This is a genomic window from Streptomyces sp. 7R007 (assembly GCF_054850255.1).
On the sequence record NZ_JBTWMV010000010.1, the window covers coordinates 114932 to 134129 of the forward strand.

Consider the following 19198-nt stretch of genomic DNA (forward strand, 5'->3'; position numbering starts at 1 on the left):
GGAGGGCCGGGCGCGGGGACGGGTGCTTCAGAGGACCCTGTCCTTCAGTGCCGGGAACTGCTCGCGCGTCGTCGCCACCCTGGCCGGGTCGAAGTCCACGGTGAGGACCTGCTCGCCGGCGCCCGCCTCGGCCAGCACCTCGCCCCACGGATCCACCACGATCGAGTGACCCGCCTGCGGAACTCCCGCATGCGTCCCGGCCGTTCCACAGGCAAGCACGAACGCCTGGTTCTCCACCGCCCGCGCCTGAGCCAGCAGCGTCCAGTGCGCCCGGCGGCGCTCCGGCCAGCCCGCCGGGATGACCAGGCTCTCGGCGCCGGCGTCGACGAGACCGCGGAAGAGTTCGGGGAAACGGAGGTCGTAGCAGGTCGCCACACCGAGGACGGTCTCGGGCAGCCGCACCGTCACCAGGTCCCGCCCCGCGCCCATCAGCACGGCCTCGCCCTTGTCGAAGCCGAAGCGGTGGATCTTGCGGTAGGCGGCGGCCAGGTCACCGGACGGGCTGAACAGGAGGGAGGTGTTGTAGAGAGGTCCGTCAGGGTCCCGCTCGGGAATCGAGCCCGCGTGCAGCCACACGCCCGCGTCGCTCGCCGCCTTCGCCATGGCCTCGTACGTCGGCCCCTCCAGCGGCTCGGCCTCGTCCGCGAACTCCTCGTAGGCGAAGGCCCCCGTCGTCCACAGCTCCGGCAGCACCACCAGATCGGCGCCGGCCTGCTCCCGCACCAGCGACGTCACACGCCGCCGACGCGATTCGACCGATTCGCCCTCGTTCACGTCGATCTGGAGCAGAGAGGCGCGCACACTACCACCGTCCTGGCATTCGAGCCGTCCACACGGGCCTACGATCGTCACACGAAAGCACTGCCGGGGTGCCTCACAGCAGCGTAACTTAGCGTCTCAAGACACCCGCCGAGTGCAGCCACCTCCCGCTGGCAACGCCGCCACCAACCGCCCGTGTACCGACCGCCGAGGGGTCCCGTTCCGTGAGTCTGCATCCCACCCTCCAGCCCTACGCCGACGCCTGGACCCACTCCATCGAAGCGATATCCGAGCTGGTGGGGCCGCTTGTGGAGGGAGAGTGGAACCGGCGTACGCCGTGCCCGGGATGGTCGGTCAGGGACGTCGTCTCCCATGTCATCGGCCTCGACTGCGAGATGCTCGGCGACCCGCGCCCCATCCACACCCTGCCGCGCGACCTCTTCCACGTCACCAACGACCACCAGCGCTACATGGAGATGCAGGTCGACGTCCGCCGGCACCACACGGCGCCGGAGATGACCTCCGAGCTGGAGTACGTGATCATCCGCCGCAACCGCCAGCTGCGCAACGAGTCCCGGGACCCCGGCACCAAGGTGCGCGGACCGCTCGGCACCGAGCTCACGCTCGAAGAGGCCATGCGCTCCCACGCGTTCAACGTGTGGGTGCACGAGCAGGACCTGCGCGCCGCGCTCGGCCGGCCCGGCAACCTCGACTCCCCCGGCGCGCACGTCGCCCGGGACGTGCTGCTCGCTGCGCTGCCGGAGGTCGTGGCGAACAAGGCGGAGGCGCCGCGCAGTTCGGCGATCGTCTTCGACGTGCACGGGCCCGTGGAGTTCCTGCGCACCATAAGGGTCGACATCCAGGGCCGCGGCACCCTGGAGACGGCGCCCGCGCTCGGCCCCGCCGCCACCTTCACCCTGGACTGGGAGACGTATGTCCGGCTGGCCTGCGGCCGGGTGACGCCGGAGGCGGTGGCGGACCGGGTGAAGGCGGAGGGGGAGCCGGCGCTGACGGGCGCGATCCTGCGGAACTTCGCGGTGACGCCGTAGCAGCCGAAGCGGCCGGGCAGTCAAGGCGACGGCGGGCCTCAGCGGTCCTCCGTGACCGACGTGGCGACGCCGTTCACCACGACGACCTGGGCGGCCACGCCCTTCTTGGCGGCGGCCTCCAACTGGTCGAGCGTGCAGGTGTACGTCGACTCGGACATGGGGCTGCCGCAGATGGTGCCCGCGCCCCGCACGGCGGTGTCGTCGGCGACGTAGAAGGCGTGCGCGGTGCCGCCCTTCGGGGTGACCGTGTACTTGCCGGGGGCGAGGTAGGAGACGGTGCCGTCGTACGTGGCGCCGGCGTCATGGCGCTCGCGCACGACGGTGGCCACGCCGTTCCTGATGGTCACGTCGGCGGTGACGGCGGCCTTCTTTGTGGCCGTCTCCAGCTGGTCCAGCGTGCAGCGCGGGCGGGCCTCGGAGCGGGGGCTGCCGCAGATCCGGCCGGCGCCGTAGACGGCGGTGTCGTCGGCGACGTAGAAGGCCTGGTCGGTCTTGCCGGGCACATGGGCGATGTACTTGCCGGGGGCGAGGTAGATGACCGTGCCGCCGCTGACGGACGCGTTCACCCCCTGCTCGGACGTGCCCGCGTGCTGCGCGGAGGCGCCGGCGGACGTGGACCGGCCCGAGCTCTTGGACGTCTTGGAAGCCGTCTTCGAAGAGCCGGACGTCTTGGCCGGGCTGGTGGTCTTGGTGGTCGACGTGTGGTGCGAGCTGGAGGTCCCCGTGTTCGTGGAGCCGTTCTGACACGCCGTCATCAGCAGGCCGGCCGTGATCGCGGCGGTGACGAGGGTGGCCTTGCGCAGGTGGCGGTTCATCAGGAGGTTCCCTTCGGGAGCGTCGTGAGCCTCGGTGCGAGACTGCGTTCGACGACCAAGAGGTCGCCGGGCCCTCCCTGGTAACGCCCGTCCCCGCTTCAGGACACCCCTGTCACACCGCCATGACAGAGCAACACCTGCGCTGTGAAGGCGCGTTGGAGTGAACCGGGTCGTCCGGGCCGACCCGGTGCACCAGGTGCACCGGGTCACGCCGGCACGTGCACCGTCTCCACCCTGCTGGCGACCAGCCGCTCCCGCTCCCGGCGCGCCGCCCGCCGCCGCAGCCGCAGGATCTGGCTGACGCCGAGCGCCTGGAGCACGAAGACCGCGGAGAAGGCGATGGTGTAGTCGTCGCCGGTCGCGTCCAGCAGGACGCCGATCAGGAACAGGGTCGTCATGGAGGCGACGAAGCCGCCCATGTTCGTGATGCCGGAGGCCGTGCCCTGCCGCTCCGGCGGGTTCGCCGGCCGTGCGAAGTCGAAGCCGATCATGGAGGCGGGGCCGCAGGCGCCGAGCACCGTGCACAGCACCAGCAGGAGCGCCATCGGCGCGTGGGCGCCGGGCCAGGCCAGGGTGAGCGCCCACATCACCGCCGTCGCCCCGACCGTGCCCAGGGCCAGCGGCAGCCGCGCCGCGTGGTGCCGGGCGACGATCTGGCCGTAGACCAGGCCGACGACCATGTTCGACAGCACGACCAGGGTGAGGAGTTCGCCGGCCGTGGCGCGGCTGAGGCCCTGCGCCTGGACCAGGAACGGCAGCCCCCACAGCAGCAGGAACACCATCGCCGGGAACTGGGTCGTGAAGTGCACCCACAGGCCGAGCCGGGTGCCGGGCTCGCGCCAGGACGCGGTGATCTGGCGGCGCACGTAGGCGGCGCCCTGGTGGGGCGTGGGTGCCGGCTCGTGTCCCTCGGGGTGGTCCTTGAGGAAGACCAGCAGCAGGACGAGGACGACGACTCCGGCGAGCGCGCTGCCGGCGAACGCGGGGGTCCAGCCGATGCCGTGCAGCAGCCTGGCCAGCACCAGGGTGGAGACGAGGTTGCCCGCCATGCCGACGAGTCCCGCGAGCTGCGCGACCAGCGGGCCGCGCCGGGCCGGGAACCAGCGGGTGCCGAGCCGCAGCACGCTGATGAACGTCATCGCGTCACCGCAGCCGAGCAGGGCGCGGGAGGCCAGGGCGGTGCCGTAGGAGGCCGAGAACGCGAAGCCGAGCTGGCCGGCGGTGAACAGGACGACGCCGATGGTCAGCACCCTCTTGGTGCCGAGCCGGTCGACCAGCAGGCCGACGGGTATCTGCATGCCGGCGTAGACGAGCAGTTGCAGGATCGAGAACGTCGACAGCGCGGAGGCGCCCACGTGGAAGCGGTCGGCCGCGTCGAGGCCGGCGACGCCGAGGGACGTACGGAAGATGACGGCGACGAAGTAGACCGCGACGCCGATGCCCCAGACCCACATCGCGCGCCGGCCGCCCGGCGGGTCACCCGGAAGAGTGGTTGCGGAGGCGGGCCTCATCGGACCTCACCCCGGGCGAGGTGCGAGAACCAGCCGATGTGCCGGTGCACGACCGCGACGGCCGCCGCCGCGTCACCGGAGCGCAGCGCCTGGAGGATCTCCTCGTGTTCGGCGAGGGTCTTGGCGATGCGGTCGGGGTGGGAGTGCATGACGGCGACGCCCATGCGCAGCTGGCGGTCGCGGAGCTGGTCGTAGAGCCGGGAGAGGATCTCGTTGCCGCCGCTGCGGACGATCTCGGCGTGGAAGCAGCGGTCGGTGACGGCGGCCCCGGCCAGGTCGCCGGCGGCGGCCTGTTCCTTCTGCCTGGCCAGCAGGTGTTCCAGGCGCTCGACGAGGCCGGCGGGGGCGGGTACAGCCTTCTTCGCCGCGTGCTCCTCGACCAGCAGCCGGGTCTCCACCACGTCCGCGATCTCCTGGGCGGACACCGGCAGCACCAGCGCGCCCTTCTTGGGGTAGAGCCTGATCAGCCCCTCCACCTCCAGCCGCAGCAGCGCCTCGCGCACCGGCGTGCGGGAGACCCCGACGGCCTCGGCGAGCTCGCCCTCGGTCAGCAGGGTGCCGCCCTCGTAGCGGCGCTCCAGGACGCCCTGCTTGACGTGGGTGTAGACGCGGTCGGCGGCGGGGGGCTGTTTCGGCGGTGCGAGGGACGCTGGGGACATGGGCACATCATAGATACAACACGTACGCATGAGTTCGGGCCGTCCATGATGCGGACGTGCGGTGGACCCGGCGCGGCCGGGCGTGTAGCAAACGCGTCACAACACCCAGTCCTGCCCCAGCGGCCACACAACCTTTCGTGCTAGATACGAGTCACACACGTGCGGCCCCACCTTCTTCTCCCCTCAACTCGGCCGCACAGCAGGGGCATTCGACTTCATTCGGGGTATCTCAGTTGAAAACCGGCATCAAGGGCATCCGCCTCCGCAGAGCCGCAGCCGTCGCCATGACGACCGGCGCAGTGCTCGCCACCGGAGCCCTCACCGCGGTTCCGGCGCAGGCCGTCACGACGCCCAGCATCACCGCCAAGGGCGGCTTCCTGATGAACAGCGCCACCGGCAAGACCCTCTACACCAAGTCCGCCGACACCAAGCGGCTGACGGCCTCCACCACCAAGATCATGACCGCGAAGGTCGTGCTCTCGCAGTCGAACCTGAACCTGGACGCCAAGGTCACCATCAAGAAGGCGTACAGCGACTACATCGTCTCCAAGGGCGCCTCGTCGGCGCACCTGATCGTCGGTGACAAGGTCACCGTGCGGCAGCTGCTGTACGGGATGATGCTGCCGTCGGGCTGCGACGCCGCGATGGCGCTGGCCGACAAGTACGGCTCCGGCACCACGGTCTCGGCCCGCACCAAGAACTTCATCTCCAAGATGAACACCATGGCCAAGAGCCTGGGCATGACGAACACGCACTTCGACTCGTTCGACGGAATAAGCAATGGCTCGAACTACTCGACGCCGCGTGACCTGACGAAGGTCGCCCGGAGCGTGATGAAGAGCTCGACCTTCAAGACCGTCGTGAAGACCAAGTCGTACACGGCGAAGACGATCACGAAGACCGGCTCCACCCGCACCATGGCGGCCTGGACGAACACGAACACGCTGCTCGGCTGGAACGGCACGCTCGGCATCAAGACCGGGTCGGGTACGGACGCCAAGTACTGCCTCGTCTTCGCCGCGACGAAGGACGGCGAGTCGGTGATGGGCGCGGTGATGACCGCTCCGTCGGCGGCCGACCGCACGACCGACGTGAAGAAGCTCATCAACTACGGCTACGCCAAGATCAGCTGACGCACGCGCACGATTCGTCTCCCGAAGGCCCGTCGCAGCCTGCGACGGGCCTTCACCATGAGGTCATGACAACCACGACCCTGCGTCCCGCGACCCTCGACGACGTGGACGCCCTCACCGACCTCCACACCCGGGCCCGCACCGCGTACTACCGAGCAGGCGGCCACACGGCCCCGGACCTCACCTCCCCCGAGGCCCGCGCGAGTCGGCGCGAGGCGTGGCTGCGGGCGCTTCGCTCCGGGGACCGGACGGTGCTCTGTGCCGTCGAGACGCGTGCGTTGGTGGGGCTGATCTCGATGGGACCGCCCCACGACCCCGACCTGAACCCCGCGACGACCGGCCAGCTCCACCAGATCCACGTCAGCCCGTCCTGCTGGGGCCGGGGCATCGGCAGCCGGCTGCACGCGAGCTTCGTGCGGTTCCTGCGCGACACCTCCCGCGACACGGGCGTGCTGGAGGCGTGGGAGGGCAACAGTCGTGCCCGGTCCTTCTACGCCCGGCGTGGCTGGCGTCCGGACGGCCGTTCCAGGCCGGGCCCGGGCGGGGTGGACTACCTACGCCTGCGGCTGACGCCGAGCCTGTAGCGTGCATGCGCCGGAAGGGGGCGGGCGGGGTCGCCGGTGTGGCGGCCCGCCCCCTCCGTGGTCACGCCCAGGTGATCAGGCGCTTCGGCTGTTCCAGGATGGACGCCACGTCGGACAGGACCTTCGAGCCGAGTTCGCCGTCGACCAGGCGGTGGTCGAAGGAGAGGGCCAGGGTGGTCACCTGACGGGGCTTCACCTTGCCCTTGTGGACCCACGGCTGGAGCTTGATCGCGCCGACCGCCAGGATCGCCGACTCGCCGGGGTTGAGGATCGGCGTGCCGGTGTCGACGCCGAAGACGCCGACGTTGGTGATGGTGACCGTGCCGCCCTGCATGGCCGCGGGGGACGTCTTTCCCTCGCGGGCCGTGGCGACCAGGTCGCCCAGGGACTCGGCCAGTTGCGGCAGCGTCTTGGCGTGGGCGTCCTTGATGTTCGGGACGATCAGCCCGCGCGGGGTCGCCGCCGCGATGCCCAGGTTGACGTAGTGCTTGACGACGATCTCCTGCGCCGCCTCGTCCCAGGACGCGTTGATCTCGGGGTTGCGCTTGATGGCGACCAGCAGGGCCTTGGCGATCAGCAGGAGGGGGTTGACCCGCAGCCCCTGCATCTCCTTGTCCTGCTTGAGCTCCTCGACCAGCTTCATCGTGCGCGTGACGTCGACCGTCACGAACTCCGTGACGTGCGGCGCGGTGAACGCCGAGCCGACCATCGCCTGCGCGGTGGCCTTCCGGACGCCCTTGATGGGGATACGCGTCTCCCGGGCCCCGTCGAAGGAGACCGTCACCGGCGCGGGCGCCGCCGCGGCCGGCTGCGGCCGAGGTTGCTGCTGCGTCTCCGCGGGCTGCGCGGCGACGGCCGCGTGCACGTCCTCGCGCGTGATGATGCCGTCCGGCCCGGACGGGGTGACCGTCGCGAGGTCGACGCCCAGGTCCTTGGCCAGCTTGCGCACCGGCGGCTTGGCGAGCGGGCGGGGCCTGTCGGCGACGGCGGCCGGCCCGTGGCCGTTCAGCTCGGTCTGGATCGCCGTGGAAGCCTGGGAGAGCACCACGTCCGGTCCCTTGCGGGGGCGGCGCTTGGTGGAGGAGGCGGCCACGCCGTACCCCACGAGGACCGGCTGGCGGCCCGAACCCTCCGGCTTCCCCTCCTCGGGCGCCTTCTCGGCGGCGGGCGCCTCCGGCGCGGGAGCCGGCGCCCCGCCCGCCACGTCGACCGCGATGATCGCCGTGCCCACGTCCACCGTGGTGCCCTCGGGGAAGTGCAGCTCTCTGACGATCCCGTCGTAGGGGATGGGCAGTTCGACGGCCGCCTTCGCCGTCTCGACCTCGCAGACCACCTGCCCGTCGGTGACCTCGTCGCCGGGCTGGACGTACCACTTGAGGATCTCGGCCTCGGTGAGCCCCTCGCCCACGTCCGGCATCTTGAACTCGCGTACGGACGCTTCCGTCATCGTCGTCACGACCCTCTCCTCAGTACGCCAGGGCGCGGTCGACGGCGTCGAGCACCCGGTCCAGGCCCGGCAGGTACTCCTCCTCCAGGCGGGCCGGCGGGTAGGGGGCGTGGTAGCCGCCGACCCTGAGGACCGGTGCCTCCAGGTGGTAGAAGCAGCGCTCGGTGATGCGGGCGGCGATCTCCGCGCCCGAGCCGAAGAACACCGGCGCCTCGTGGACCACGACCAGGCGGCGGGTCTTCTCCACCGAGGTCTGGATCGAGTCGAAGTCGAGCGGGGAGACCGAGCGCAGGTCCAGGACCTCCAGGCTGCGGCCCTCCTCCGCGGCCGCGTCGGCGACCTCCTGGCAGAGCTTGACCATCGGACCGTAGGCGGCGAGGGTCAGGTCGGTGCCCTCGCGCACGACCCGCGCCTTGTGCAGCGGGCCGGGGATCGCCTCGGTGTTGACCTCGCCCTTGTCCCAGTAGCGTCGCTTGGGCTCGAAGAAGATCACCGGGTCGTCGCTCTGGATGGCCTGCTGCATCATCCAGTACGCGTCCGAGGCGTTGGACGGGGAGACCACCTTCAGGCCCGCCACGTGCGCGAAGAGCGACTCGGGGGACTCGGAGTGGTGCTCGACCGCGCCGATGCCGCCGCCGTAGGGGATGCGCACGACGACCGGGAGCTTGACCTTGCCCAGCGAGCGCGCGTGCATCTTGGCGAGCTGGGTGACGATCTGGTCGTAGGCCGGGAAGACGAAGCCGTCGAACTGGATCTCCACCACCGGGCGGTACCCCCGCAGGGCGAGGCCGATCGCGGTGCCGACGATGCCGGACTCGGCGAGGGGGGTGTCGATGACACGGCTGTCGCCGAAGTCCTTCTGCAGGCCGTCCGTGACCCGGAAGACACCGCCGAGCTTGCCGACGTCCTCGCCCATGACGAGCACCTTGGGGTCGGACTCCAGGGCGCGGCGCAGCGACTCGTTGACCGCCTTCGCCAGAGCCATCTTCTCGGCCATCTCAGTTGCCCCCTTCATCCGCGAACGACGCCTGGTAGGCGGCGAACTGGGCTCGCTCCTCGTCGACGAGCGCGTGCCCGTCCGCGTACACGTTCTCGAAGATGGCGAAGCGGTCCGGGTCCGGCATGGCGCGGACCGCCTCACGCACTCGTTTGCCCAACGCCTCGGACTCCGCCTCCAGTTCCGCGAAGAATCCCTCGTCCGCGTGGTTTGAGGCCTCCAGGAACCGGCGAAGGCGCAGGATCGGGTCCTTCGCCTCCCAGGCCAGACGCTCCTCGTCGCCGCGGTAGCGGGTGGGGTCGTCGGAGGTGGTGTGGGCGCCCATGCGGTACGTGTACGCCTCGACCAGGGTGGGGCCCTCGCCGTTGCGGGCGCGCTCCAGCGCCCACTTGGTGACCGCGAGGCAGCCGAGGACGTCGTTGCCGTCGACGCGGACGCCGGGGAAGCCGTAGCCCTGGGCGCGCTGGTAGAGCGGGACGCGGGTCTGCTTCTCGGTCGGCTCGGAGATCGCCCACTGGTTGTTCTGGCAGAAGAACACGACCGGGGCGTTGTAGACGGCGGAGAAGGTGAAGGACTCCGCGACGTCGCCCTGGCTGGAGGCGCCGTCGCCGAAGTAGGCGATCACCGCGCTGTCGGCGCCGTCCTTGGCCACGCCCATCGCGTAGCCCGTGGCGTGCAGGGTCTGGGAGCCGATGACGATCGTGTACAGGTGGAAGTTGTTGCCGTTCGGGTCCCAGCCGCCGTTGTTCACGCCGCGGAACATGCCGAGCAGGTTGGTCGGGTCGACCCCGCGGCACCAGGCGACGCCGTGCTCGCGGTAGGTCGGGAAGACGTAGTCGTCGTCGCGCAGCGCCCGTCCGGAGCCGATCTGGGCGGCCTCCTGGCCCAGCAGCGAGGCCCACAGGCCCAGCTCGCCCTGGCGCTGCAGGGCGGTGGCCTCGGCGTCGAAGCGCCGGGTGAGCACCATGTCGCGGTAGAGACCGCGCAGCTCATCGGGGGTGATGTCGGCGACGTACCGGTCGTACTCGGCGTTTCGGACGCGCTCGCCCTCGGGCGTCAGCAGCTGGACGAGCTCGGGGTCGGTGCCCGGCGCGTTCTTTGCGGTCGTCCGCTTGCCGGCCGTGCTCTTGGTTCCGGCGCTGCGTCGCGGTTTGCGCGCGGCAGTGCTCTCCACGGTCACGTGTGCTCCTCCGTCGGTCCGGCTACCCGGGTTCGCCGGGTGCCAGTGCGGCTCACCTGACTCCCACGGACGCACAGGGTGGGTGCGGCTCGTGCGGGAACAGGCGTGACAGGTGCCCCGGCGAGCGCCCTGCAAGAGGCACGTTACCCAGTGCTCCACATTTCTGTGAAACCCCTCCTGACCTGCGATTTTGCTTGGATTTCCAAGTAAATCGCGAAAGCCGGGAACAGTCGCTGGTCACAGCCTTGCAGGGGGCCGGAACAACGGCACGTTATCCCGGTGACCCAGGTCACGGGAAGAGGCCACCTGGGGCGGGACGCACGCGCGCGTGTGAGACTGCCTACATGCGCGAAGACGGAAAAATCCGGGTATTCCTCCTCGACGATCACGAGGTGGTCCGGCGCGGTGTGCACGAGCTGCTGTCCGTCGAGGACGACATCGAGGTGGTCGGCGAGGCGGGCACCGCGGCCGACGCGCTGGCACGGATTCCGGCCACCCGGCCCGACGTCGCGCTGCTCGACGTACGGCTGCCGGACGGCAGCGGTGTCGAGGTGTGCCGCGAGCTGCGCTCCCGGGACGAGTCGGTGCGCTGTCTGATGCTGACGTCCTTCGCCGACGACGAGGCCCTCTTCGACGCGATCATGGCGGGCGCCGCCGGCTACGTCCTCAAGGCCATCCGGGGCGGCGAGCTCCTGGCGGCCGTGCGGGACGTCGCGGCCGGCCGGTCCCTGCTCGACCCGGTGGCCACCGCGCGCGTGCTGGAGCGGCTGCGCGACGGCGGCGGGCGGGACGACGAGCTCGCGCACCTCACCGAGCAGGAGCGCAGGATCCTCGACCTGATCGGCGAGGGGCTCACCAACCGCCAGATCGGCGAGCAGCTGCACCTCGCCGAGAAGACGATCAAGAACTACGTGTCCGGTCTGCTGTCCAAACTCGGTATGCAGCGGCGCTCGCAGGCGGCCGCGTTCGTGGCCCGGATGCACGCGGAGAAGCACTGAGACCCGGCCGGTTCGGGACCTACGTCCCTGGTGCCGCCGCTTCCGCCGCCCGCACAGTGGGTGCATGCCCTCCGCCGAACAGCTCGCCGTCGACCTGCTCGCCCGCACCGACCACGGCCGTATCGCCACCAGCATGCGCGCCCTGCCCTTCCTCGCCTTCGCCCGGCACATCGTCGACGGCGACCGGGTGCTGCTGCGGCTGCCCGCGAACTGCGGCTACCACCGGGCGTGCGCCGGCGGCGTCGTCGCGTACGGCGCGGACAACCTGGGCTCGGCGCGGCCGGGCGAGGGCCTGTGGTCGGCGCAGGTGGTCGGCGAGTGCGGCGTCCACGAGCCGACGGCCGCCGAGATCGAGCGGTTCGGGCCCGCGCCCCGCCTGGTGGACGGCGAGCCCTACGAGCCCGTCTACCTGAGCGTGACGCCCCGGTTCGCCACGGTCCACTCGACCGACGACGCCCTGGAACGCCACTTCGAGCACATGGCGTGACCGAATGCGACTGTCTGTGACAAAGCCCAGCTCACAGCCCCGCCCTCTGCCCTAGCATCGGGCGCGTGCCGCGCTCCCACGTACCACCCCACGTACCTCACGCGCCCCCGCTGGGCGCCCTCCTGCGCCAGTACCGCGCGGGCTGTGCCGTCACCTGCGAGCCCGTCGAGCAGGGGCTGCTCAACCGCGGTTACCGCCTGTGCACCACCCGGGGCCGCTACTTCCTCAAGCACCACTTCGACCCCGAGACCGCCGATCCGGCCGCCATCGCCCGCCAGCACCGCGCCACCGAGCGCCTGGCCGGCCTCGGCGTCCCGGTCGCGCCCCCGCTCGCCGACCGCGAGGGACGCACGGTCGCCGTCGTCGGCGGCCACGCCTACGCCCTGCACCCGTGGATCGACGGACGCCACCGTCACGGCGGCCAGCTCGGCACCGGGCAGTGCGCGCGGCTGGGGACGCTCCTGGGCGCCGTGCACGCCGGTCTGGAGCGCGTGATGCCGGCGCACGCGCGCGCGGAGCCGGCGGGCAGCGCCGACCCCGCCGACACGTTCACCCTCATCGACGACCTGCTCGCCCGGGTCCGCCGGCACCGGCCCGCCGACTCCTTCGACGAACTGGCCCGCCACCGCCTCGTGGAACGGCGCGCGCTCCTGGAACGCCACGCCGACCGCCGGCCGCCGCGCGGGGCCTCGGTCGGCTGGGTGCACGGCGACTTCCACCCGTTCAACCTGCTCTACCGGGGTGACGCGCCCGCCGCCATCGTCGACTGGGACCGCCTCGGCGTGCGCCCGCGCGCGGAGGAGGCCGTACGCGCCGCCGCGATCTTCTTCGTACAGCCTTCGGGCACCCTCGACCTGGCGAAGGTGCGGGCGTACGCGCGCGCGTACCGGCGCACGGCCGACGCCACGCCCGCCCAGCTCGCGGCGGCCGTGCACCGGGTGTGGTGGGAGCGCCTGAACGACTTCTGGATGCTGCGCTGGCACTACGAGCGCGGCGACACCCGCGCGGACCCCCAGTTCCCGGCGGCCTCGGCGCTGGCGGTGTGGTGGACGCGGGAGTACGAGGCGGTGTGCGAGGCGTTCACGGGGTGACGAACGGGGACGCGCCGCGCGCGCGTGGGGGCGCGATGACGTCCCTACGCGCGCGTGCTCGCTGTCAGAGGCCGTTGCCGCCCAGGGTGGTACCGGCGTCGGCGCCACCCGACGGGTCGCTCGAGGTCGACGGCTGCGACGCCGTGTCACTCGGCTCGTCCGTCGGCTCCTGGGTGGTCGGCTCGCTGGACGGCTCGTTCGACGGCTCCCTGCTCGCGCTCTGCGACGGCGTGTAGGAGGGCGTGTACGACGGCGTGTAGTCCGAGCCGCCGCCCGTGCCGGTGCTGTCGTCGGTGGACGTGTCCGTCGGCTGGTCGCTCGACGTGTCGCTCGGCGTCTCGCTGGCCGAGTCGTCCTTCGTGGACGTCGTCGCCGTCGGCGACTCGGTGGTGCCGGAGCCGCCCCCGCCGCCCCCGCCGTTCTGCAGGGCCAGCGCGACGCCGGCCGCGATGGCGATCACCGCGAGCACGGCGAGGATCCACAGCTTGCCGCGGCCGCTGCCCTTGTTGCCGTGCCCCTCGAAGCCGCCGTCGTCCCCGCCGCCGTAACCGGTGGGCAGGATCGGCTGGGGGATCTGCGTCGTGCCGGAGCCGTCGCCGGGGTGCGGCAGCACCGCCGTACCGGCGAAACCGGCCGCCGGGGTCTGCCGGCCGTCGTGCACGTCGACCGGGCCGGTGTTCCAGGTGCCGGTGTGGCCGCCCTGGTCGTAGAGCATCTGGAGCCCGTACTGGACCAGCCCGCGCATCTCCTCGGCGGTCTGGAAGCGGTCGTCGGGCTCCTTGGCCAGCGAGCGCATGACCAGGCCGTCCAGCTCCGGCGGCGACTCGCCGCCCGAGACCTGGGACGGCGGGACCGGGGTGTCCTGGACGTGCTGGTAGACCACCGACAGCGGGGTCTCGCCGACGAACGGCGGCCTGAGCGCGAGGAGTTCGTAGAGCAGACAGCCCGTCGCGTACAGGTCGGAGCGGTGGTCCACGGCCTTGCCCAGCGCCTGCTCCGGGGAGAGGTACTGCGGGGTGCCCATGACCATGCCGGTCTGCGTCATCGTCGTGGACGCGCCGTGCAGCGCGCGGGCGATGCCGAAGTCCATCACCTTGACGGCGCCGTTGTGGGTGATGATGACGTTGGCCGGCTTGATGTCGCGGTGCACGATGCCGTGCTGGTGTGAGTAGGCCAGCGCCTCCAGGACACCCGAGACGATGATCAGGGCCTGCTCGGGGCCGGGCGCCTCGGCGTTGATGAGGAGGTCGCGGATGGTGCGGCCCTCGACCAGCTCCATGACGATGTACGGCACGCTCTGGCCGCCCACGAAGTCCTCGCCGGAGTCGTACACGGCGACGATCGCGTGGTGGTTGAGGCCGGCCACCGACTGGGCCTCGCGCGTGAAGCGGGCCTTGGAGACCGGGTCCTCGGCGAGGTCGGCGCGCAGCAGCTTGACCGCGACGGTGCGCCCCAGCCGCACGTCCTCGGCGGCGAACACCTCCGCCATGCCGCCCCGCCCGAGTCTGCGGGTCAGCCGATATCGGCCGTCGCCGACCAGCCCGCCGTTACCCCACATCTCCGGCGCATCTGACATACCGCCGCCAGTCGCCTCGGGGTCGGACGGGCCCTGAGCGCGCTGCTGCTGTGCCATCAGTCCTCGCCGTCGTTTCTGCCCGCGGTGCGCGCGGTGTTGTTACGGTCTCCGTCGGCCACGCTACAGCCTCCGCGCAAGCCGCAGGTCCGGGATGGGTGCCGGAACCGGCACAGGACGGACCGGCCATCAAACCGCCATCGTGCGCCGTCGTGCAAATTCTGTGTACCGGCCGTACAGCGTCTGTAACGCTCGCGCGACGCTTCTTTCGCAGACGGTCACGGAACGGGCACCAAGCTTGACGTGTCAGTGCCCTGGGGCAGACTTGGCCGGGAATGAGCCATTCGATCAACGACAGCCGGGCCGGCGCCAGAAGGCCGATGGGGGACGCAACAACATGAGCCAGGACGGCGCACACGGCCGGTACGCGGGGCGCGCGCTCGCCGGCGGCCGCTACCAACTGCGCGACTTGCTCGGTGAGGGCGGCATGGCCTCGGTGCACCTGGCGTACGACGCCGTGCTCGACCGCCAGGTCGCGATCAAGACCCTGCACACCGACCTCGGCCGGGAACAGGCCTTCCGCGAGCGCTTCCGCCGCGAGGCACAGGCCGTGGCGAAGCTCACGCACACCAACATCGTCTCCGTCTTCGACACCGGCGAGGACGATCTGGACGGCATGACGACCCCGTACATCGTCATGGAGTACATCGAGGGCCGCCCGCTCGGCTCCGTACTCGACGCGGACGTACGGCAGTTCGGCGCGATGCCCGCCGACAAGGCGCTGAAGATCACCGCGGACGTGCTCGCGGCGCTGGAGATCAGCCACGAGATGGGGCTGGTGCACCGGGACATCAAGCCGGGCAACGTGATGATGACCAAGCGCGGCGTCGTCAAGGTGATGGACTTCGGCATCGCGCGCGCCATGCAGTCCGGCGTCACCTCGATGACCCAGACCGGCATGGTCGTCGGCACCCCGCAGTACCTCTCGCCCGAGCAGGCCCTCGGCCGCGGTGTCGACGCCCGCTCCGACCTGTACTCGGTCGGCATCATGCTGTTCCAACTGGTCACCGGCCGCCTGCCGTTCGACGCGGACTCCCCGCTGGCCATCGCGTACGCGCATGTGCAGGAGGAGCCGGTCGCGCCCTCCTCCATCAACCGCGCGCTGCCCCCGGCGGTGGACGCGCTGGTCGCCCGCGCGCTGAAGAAGAACCCGAACGAGCGCTTCCCGAGCGCCGTCGCCATGCGCGACGAGTGCCTGCGGGTGGCCGCGTCCTTCCAGGCCGCCCCGCCCAGCATCGTCCCGGGCGCCCCGGCGCAGGCCGGCTCCGGCGTCGGTTCCGCCGTGTTCCCGCCGGTCGACCAGGCGACGCCGGCACCGACGGGCCCGGTGCAGACGCCGTACCAGCCGACGCCGAACCCGTACGGCACGCCCACCCCGTCCCCGGCCTACGGCTACCCGCAGCAGCAGGGCGGTTACGGCTATACGCAGCAGCACGGCGCGGCCACCCCGCCGCCGTACAACATCACGCCCCAGCCGCCCACGCCCGTGCCCTCGGGCGGCGGCAGGACCAACAAGCCGGTGATCATCGGCTCGGTCGTCGTGTCGGTCGTGGCCGTCTGCGGTCTGATCGCGGCGCTGGTCCTGAACAACAACGGCAGCGGCGACGAGGGCAAGGGCGGCACCAGCAGCGCGAGCGCCTCGGCGACCAAGGCGGCGGGCTACCGCGGGCCGGACACCTCGAAGACGATCGAGACGACCGAGTGCACGGAGCCGCAGGAGTCGTACAACGACCCCGACAAGATCCGGGTGCCCGACTTCCGGTTCAAGTACGTCGGGTCGGTCAAGCAGTGCCTCCAGGCCGCCGGCTGGGGCAAGACGATCAAGAACGTCGACGAGAACACGTACGGCGAGGGCGCGGTGATCGACCAGTACCCGGCCGCCGGGACGGACGTCGACCCGAAGGACATGCCGGAGATCCAGCTCAGCGTCTCGACGGGCAACCCGCCGTCCTGACCGTCCCGGCCGTCCTGACCGGCTCCCGGTGAGAGAAGGGCCCGGCGGTCGCCGGGCCCTTGGCCGTCTCGGAGTGGGGGATCGGATCTACAGGTACGGTCCGCCGGAGCGGCCGCCGGGGTGGCCGTCCTCGCCCATCCCCTGGGCGACGCCCGGCGGCAGGGCGCGGCGCATCTGCTCCAGCTGGGCCCGGGCCGCCATCTGCTGGGCGAACAGGGTGGTCTGGATCCCGTGGAAGAGGCCCTCCAGCCAGCCCACCAACTGGGCCTGCGCGATGCGCAGTTCCGCGTCGCTGGGGGTCGTGTCGTCCGTGAACGGCAGGGACAGCCGCTCCAGCTCCTCCACCAGTTCCGGCGCCAGACCGTCCTCCAGCTCCTTCACCGAGCTGGCGTGGATCTCCTTGAGCCGGACCCGGCTCGCCTCGTCCAGCGGAGCCGCTCGCACCTCCTCCAGCAGCTGCTTGATCATGCTGCCGATCCGCATCACCTTGGCCGGCTGCTCGACCTGCTCCGTCACCGGAGTCTCGCGGGAGTCCTCGTCGCTTCCGCCGCCGATCGCCATGCCGTCCTGGCCCACGACCAGGATCTGGGGATTCTCCGGCGACCTTTCGTTCCTCGGCATCTCCATGCCGCCATTCTCTCGCACCCGTGCATCTCATCACCGTGGTGCCCCCGGTGGAGGGTGATCCACCGTTTACGCCGTTCGGGTTTACGTCATTCCTCCACGTCACGGCCCCGGGCGAGGCGCAGCAGCCGGGCCTCGCAGTGCTCGAGCCAGCGGATCTCGGCCTCCGCGTGGCACACGAGCTGCTCCAGCACCAGCAGCCGCGCCACCTGGTCCGGGTGCTCGGGCGCCAGCGCCAGCAGCTGCGCCCGCTGCCGTACGTACTCGTGCAGCGCGTCCGCCACGTGCCGGCGCTGTGCCTCGACGACCTTGGAGACGTCCACGCCGGGTGTGCCGACCGCCAGGGCCAGCTTGATCGCCAGCTCGTCGCGGGGTGGGCCGGCGCGCTCCACGGGGGTCGCGAACCAGGTGCGCAGCTCGGCCCGGCCCGCGTCCGTCAGGGCGTACAGCGCCCGTCCCGCCTCGTCCGCGCCGTCCTGGACGACCATGCCGTCCCGTTCCAGCCGGCCGAGGGTCGTGTACACCTGCCCGATGTTCAGCGGCCAGCTCCCGCCCGTCCGCGCCTCGAACTCGGTGCGCAACCGGGAGCCGTAGCGGGGGCCGCCCTGCAGCAGCACGAGCAGCCCGTGACGTATCGACATACCCGGATTGTGCAGCGACTCCGGTTCATCCGGCGGTTCGGAACCGGCGGTTTCGAACCGCCGGTTCCGAACGGGCGCTTTCCACTCTTTGGCGGAGTCCGGCATGCCGGTGGCCGGGTGCGGCGCGAGGGTGGGGATGTGATGCTTTCGGTGCGTTTGCTACAGAGGGCCGGGGTCGTGGTGGCCGTGGTCGGCATGTGGTGCGGCGGCGCCGCGTACGCGGTGACCACGGCGTACGACGTGACGGCGGCGCACGCCCCGGCCCCCACGCCCTCGCACCCGGCCGAGCCCTCGCGGGCCGGGAGCCGGGCAGGCGAGGGCCGGGAGCGGCCCGGGCGGGCGGAGGAGACGCAGGAGCCCGGCGAGGAGACCGCGGGCGAGGGGGACGTCGACGAGGATCCGCAGGACGCGCAAGACGAGGGAGCCGGGGACGAGAGTCCCGACGCCTCCGAGCCGCCCCAGGAGGCCGCCGCGCAGGTCACCCCGACGCCCCCGCCGCAGCCCGTACGGCAGGCCGTCGCGCACGCCGAGCGCCCCACGGAGCCCGTCCTGCGCATCCTCCCCCTGGGCAGCGGCCTGGTACTGATCGGCCTCGGCCTGGGGCTGGCCTTCGTGGGACTGCGGCTGCGCAGGGGCTAGCCCCGCGGTGTCACCAGCAGGACCTTGCCGACGTGGCCGCTCTCCTCCACCACCCGGTGGGCGGCGCCCGCGTCGCTCATGGGCAGTTCCCGGTCCACGACCGGACGGACATGGCCGCCCGCCAGCAGCGGCCACACATGCTCCCGTACGGCCGCCACGATCGCCGCCTTCTCGGCGAGCGGACGGGCGCGCAGCGAGGTCGCACTGATCGCGGCGCGCTTGGTCAGCAGCGTGCCGATGTTCAGCTCGCCCTTGACGCCGCCCTGCATGCCGATGATCGCGAGCCGGCCGTTGACGGCGAGGGTCTGGACGTTGCGGCCGAGGTACTTGGCGCCCATGTTGTCGAGGATGACGTCGGCGCCCGCCCCGTCGGTGGCCTTCTTGACCTCGGCGACGAAGTCCTGCTCCTTGTAGTTGATCAGCACGTCGGCGCCGAGCGCGGCGCACTGGTCCAGCTTCTCCTTGGTGCCCGCGGTCACGGCGACCTTGGCGCCGACGGCCTTGGCGAGCTGGATCGCCATCGTGCCGATGCCGCTGGAGCCGCCGTGCACGAGCAGCGTCTCACCCGGCCGCAGGTGGGAGATCATGAAGACGTTCGACCAGACCGTGCAGACCACCTCGGGCAGCGCCGCGGCCTGCTTCAGGTCGATCCCCTCGGGCACCGGCAGCAGCTGACCGGCCGGGACGACGACCTTCTCGGCGTAGCCGCCGCCGGCGAGCAGCGCGCACACCTCGTCGCCGACGCTCCAGCCGGAGACGCCCGGGCCGAGGGCGGCGACCCGTCCGGAGCACTCCAGACCGGGGTAGGGGGACGCGCCGGGCGGCGGGTCGTAGAAGCCCTGCCGCTGCAGGACGTCGGCCCGGTTGACGGCGCTGGCCACCACCTCGACCAGCACTTCTCCCTCGCCGGGCACCGGGTCCGGGACCTCGTCCCACACCAGCGCCTCGGGTCCACCAGGTTCGGGAATCGTGATCGCATGCATGAGGGCGACGCTAC

At 71.5% G+C, this 19198-nt stretch carries 19 protein-coding genes; 8 read left to right on the forward strand and 11 right to left on the reverse strand.

What is annotated here, in order from left to right:
• Positions 1-27 precede the first annotated feature (27 nt).
• A complete protein-coding gene (locus ACYF6T_RS15850; protein WP_461696861.1) occupies positions 28-801 on the reverse strand; it encodes a carbon-nitrogen family hydrolase in 774 nt (257 codons plus the stop codon).
• 182 nt (positions 802-983) lie between these two features.
• Here ACYF6T_RS15850 and ACYF6T_RS15855 point away from each other — a divergent pair, with 182 nt between their 5' ends.
• The gene (locus ACYF6T_RS15855) at positions 984-1808 is read left to right on the forward strand and encodes a maleylpyruvate isomerase family mycothiol-dependent enzyme (RefSeq protein ID WP_461696863.1); all 825 of its coding nucleotides are present in this window, start codon (positions 984-986) and stop codon (positions 1806-1808) included.
• 38 nt (positions 1809-1846) lie between these two features.
• On the opposite strand, the gene ACYF6T_RS15860 is transcribed toward ACYF6T_RS15855, so the two are convergent.
• The 3 genes from ACYF6T_RS15860 to ACYF6T_RS15870 all read right to left on the reverse strand — a co-directional run bounded on the left by ACYF6T_RS15860 (position 1847) and on the right by ACYF6T_RS15870 (position 4793).
• A complete protein-coding gene (locus ACYF6T_RS15860) occupies positions 1847-2623 on the reverse strand; it encodes a hypothetical protein (protein WP_461696865.1) in 777 nt (258 codons plus the stop codon).
• A gap of 206 nt (positions 2624-2829) precedes the next feature.
• Positions 2830-4134, reverse strand: coding sequence for an MFS transporter (locus ACYF6T_RS15865; RefSeq protein ID WP_461696867.1), 1305 nt, complete (start codon positions 4132-4134; stop codon positions 2830-2832).
• Positions 4131-4793: a GntR family transcriptional regulator gene (locus ACYF6T_RS15870; protein WP_461696869.1), complete on the reverse strand. Its 663-nt coding sequence runs from the start codon at positions 4791-4793 to the stop codon at positions 4131-4133. The genes ACYF6T_RS15865 and ACYF6T_RS15870 overlap by 4 nt, the downstream gene beginning before the upstream one ends.
• A gap of 284 nt (positions 4794-5077) precedes the next feature.
• On the opposite strand from ACYF6T_RS15870, the gene ACYF6T_RS15875 reads away from it, so the two are divergent.
• Positions 5078-5926 (forward strand): D-alanyl-D-alanine carboxypeptidase family protein, encoded by an 849-nt coding sequence (locus tag ACYF6T_RS15875; protein ID WP_461696870.1) that lies wholly within the window; start codon positions 5078-5080, stop codon positions 5924-5926.
• Between the two features lie 65 nt (positions 5927-5991).
• Entirely contained in the window at positions 5992-6510 is a 519-nt protein-coding gene (locus ACYF6T_RS15880; protein ID WP_461696871.1) for a GNAT family N-acetyltransferase, read from the forward strand.
• A gap of 61 nt (positions 6511-6571) precedes the next feature.
• Here the strand turns inward: ACYF6T_RS15880 and ACYF6T_RS15885 are convergent, their stop codons facing one another.
• From ACYF6T_RS15885 to pdhA, 3 genes are read right to left on the reverse strand one after another with little or no spacing between them, the layout of a single operon-like run.
• Positions 6572-7966, reverse strand: a complete 1395-nt coding sequence (locus tag ACYF6T_RS15885) for a dihydrolipoamide acetyltransferase family protein (protein WP_461696872.1) — start codon at positions 7964-7966, stop codon at positions 6572-6574.
• A gap of 10 nt (positions 7967-7976) precedes the next feature.
• On the reverse strand, positions 7977-8954 hold the full coding sequence (locus tag ACYF6T_RS15890; RefSeq protein WP_461696873.1) for an alpha-ketoacid dehydrogenase subunit beta: 978 nt from the start codon (positions 8952-8954) through the stop codon (positions 7977-7979).
• Position 8955: 1 nt separating this feature from the next.
• On the reverse strand, positions 8956-10134 hold the full coding sequence (pdhA, locus tag ACYF6T_RS15895; RefSeq protein ID WP_461696874.1) for a pyruvate dehydrogenase (acetyl-transferring) E1 component subunit alpha: 1179 nt from the start codon (positions 10132-10134) through the stop codon (positions 8956-8958).
• Between the two features lie 344 nt (positions 10135-10478).
• Between pdhA and ACYF6T_RS15900 the strand changes: the two genes are divergently transcribed.
• The 3 genes from ACYF6T_RS15900 to ACYF6T_RS15910 all read left to right on the forward strand — a co-directional run bounded on the left by ACYF6T_RS15900 (position 10479) and on the right by ACYF6T_RS15910 (position 12710).
• Positions 10479-11132, forward strand: coding sequence for a response regulator (locus ACYF6T_RS15900; RefSeq protein WP_461696876.1), 654 nt, complete (start codon positions 10479-10481; stop codon positions 11130-11132).
• 64 nt (positions 11133-11196) lie between these two features.
• Positions 11197-11619, forward strand: a complete 423-nt coding sequence (locus ACYF6T_RS15905) for a pyridoxamine 5'-phosphate oxidase family protein (RefSeq protein ID WP_461696877.1) — start codon at positions 11197-11199, stop codon at positions 11617-11619.
• A gap of 65 nt (positions 11620-11684) precedes the next feature.
• The gene (locus tag ACYF6T_RS15910) at positions 11685-12710 is read left to right on the forward strand and encodes a phosphotransferase (RefSeq protein WP_461696879.1); all 1026 of its coding nucleotides are present in this window, start codon (positions 11685-11687) and stop codon (positions 12708-12710) included.
• A gap of 64 nt (positions 12711-12774) precedes the next feature.
• Here ACYF6T_RS15910 and ACYF6T_RS15915 read toward each other — a convergent pair whose 3' ends face one another.
• Complete coding sequence (locus tag ACYF6T_RS15915; RefSeq protein ID WP_461696881.1) at positions 12775-14343, reverse strand: protein kinase domain-containing protein; 1569 nt, start codon at positions 14341-14343, stop codon at positions 12775-12777.
• A gap of 337 nt (positions 14344-14680) precedes the next feature.
• Between ACYF6T_RS15915 and ACYF6T_RS15920 the strand changes: the two genes are divergently transcribed.
• Positions 14681-16297: a protein kinase domain-containing protein gene (locus ACYF6T_RS15920; RefSeq protein WP_461696882.1), complete on the forward strand. Its 1617-nt coding sequence runs from the start codon at positions 14681-14683 to the stop codon at positions 16295-16297.
• A gap of 87 nt (positions 16298-16384) precedes the next feature.
• Here the strand turns inward: ACYF6T_RS15920 and ACYF6T_RS15925 are convergent, their stop codons facing one another.
• Positions 16385-16924, reverse strand: coding sequence for a bacterial proteasome activator family protein (locus tag ACYF6T_RS15925; RefSeq protein ID WP_461696883.1), 540 nt, complete (start codon positions 16922-16924; stop codon positions 16385-16387).
• 86 nt (positions 16925-17010) lie between these two features.
• Positions 17011-17562 carry a PadR family transcriptional regulator gene (locus ACYF6T_RS15930; RefSeq protein ID WP_461696885.1) on the reverse strand — a complete coding sequence of 184 codons (552 nt, stop codon included), beginning with the start codon at positions 17560-17562 and terminating at the stop codon, positions 17011-17013.
• Positions 17563-17712: 150 nt separating this feature from the next.
• Here ACYF6T_RS15930 and ACYF6T_RS15935 point away from each other — a divergent pair, with 150 nt between their 5' ends.
• Positions 17713-18201, forward strand: coding sequence for a hypothetical protein (locus tag ACYF6T_RS15935; RefSeq protein ID WP_461696886.1), 489 nt, complete (start codon positions 17713-17715; stop codon positions 18199-18201).
• On the opposite strand, the gene ACYF6T_RS15940 is transcribed toward ACYF6T_RS15935, so the two are convergent.
• The gene (locus ACYF6T_RS15940) at positions 18198-19184 is read right to left on the reverse strand and encodes an NAD(P)H-quinone oxidoreductase (protein WP_461696888.1); all 987 of its coding nucleotides are present in this window, start codon (positions 19182-19184) and stop codon (positions 18198-18200) included. The genes ACYF6T_RS15935 and ACYF6T_RS15940 overlap by 4 nt on opposite strands.
• Positions 19185-19198: the final 14 nt, after the last annotated feature.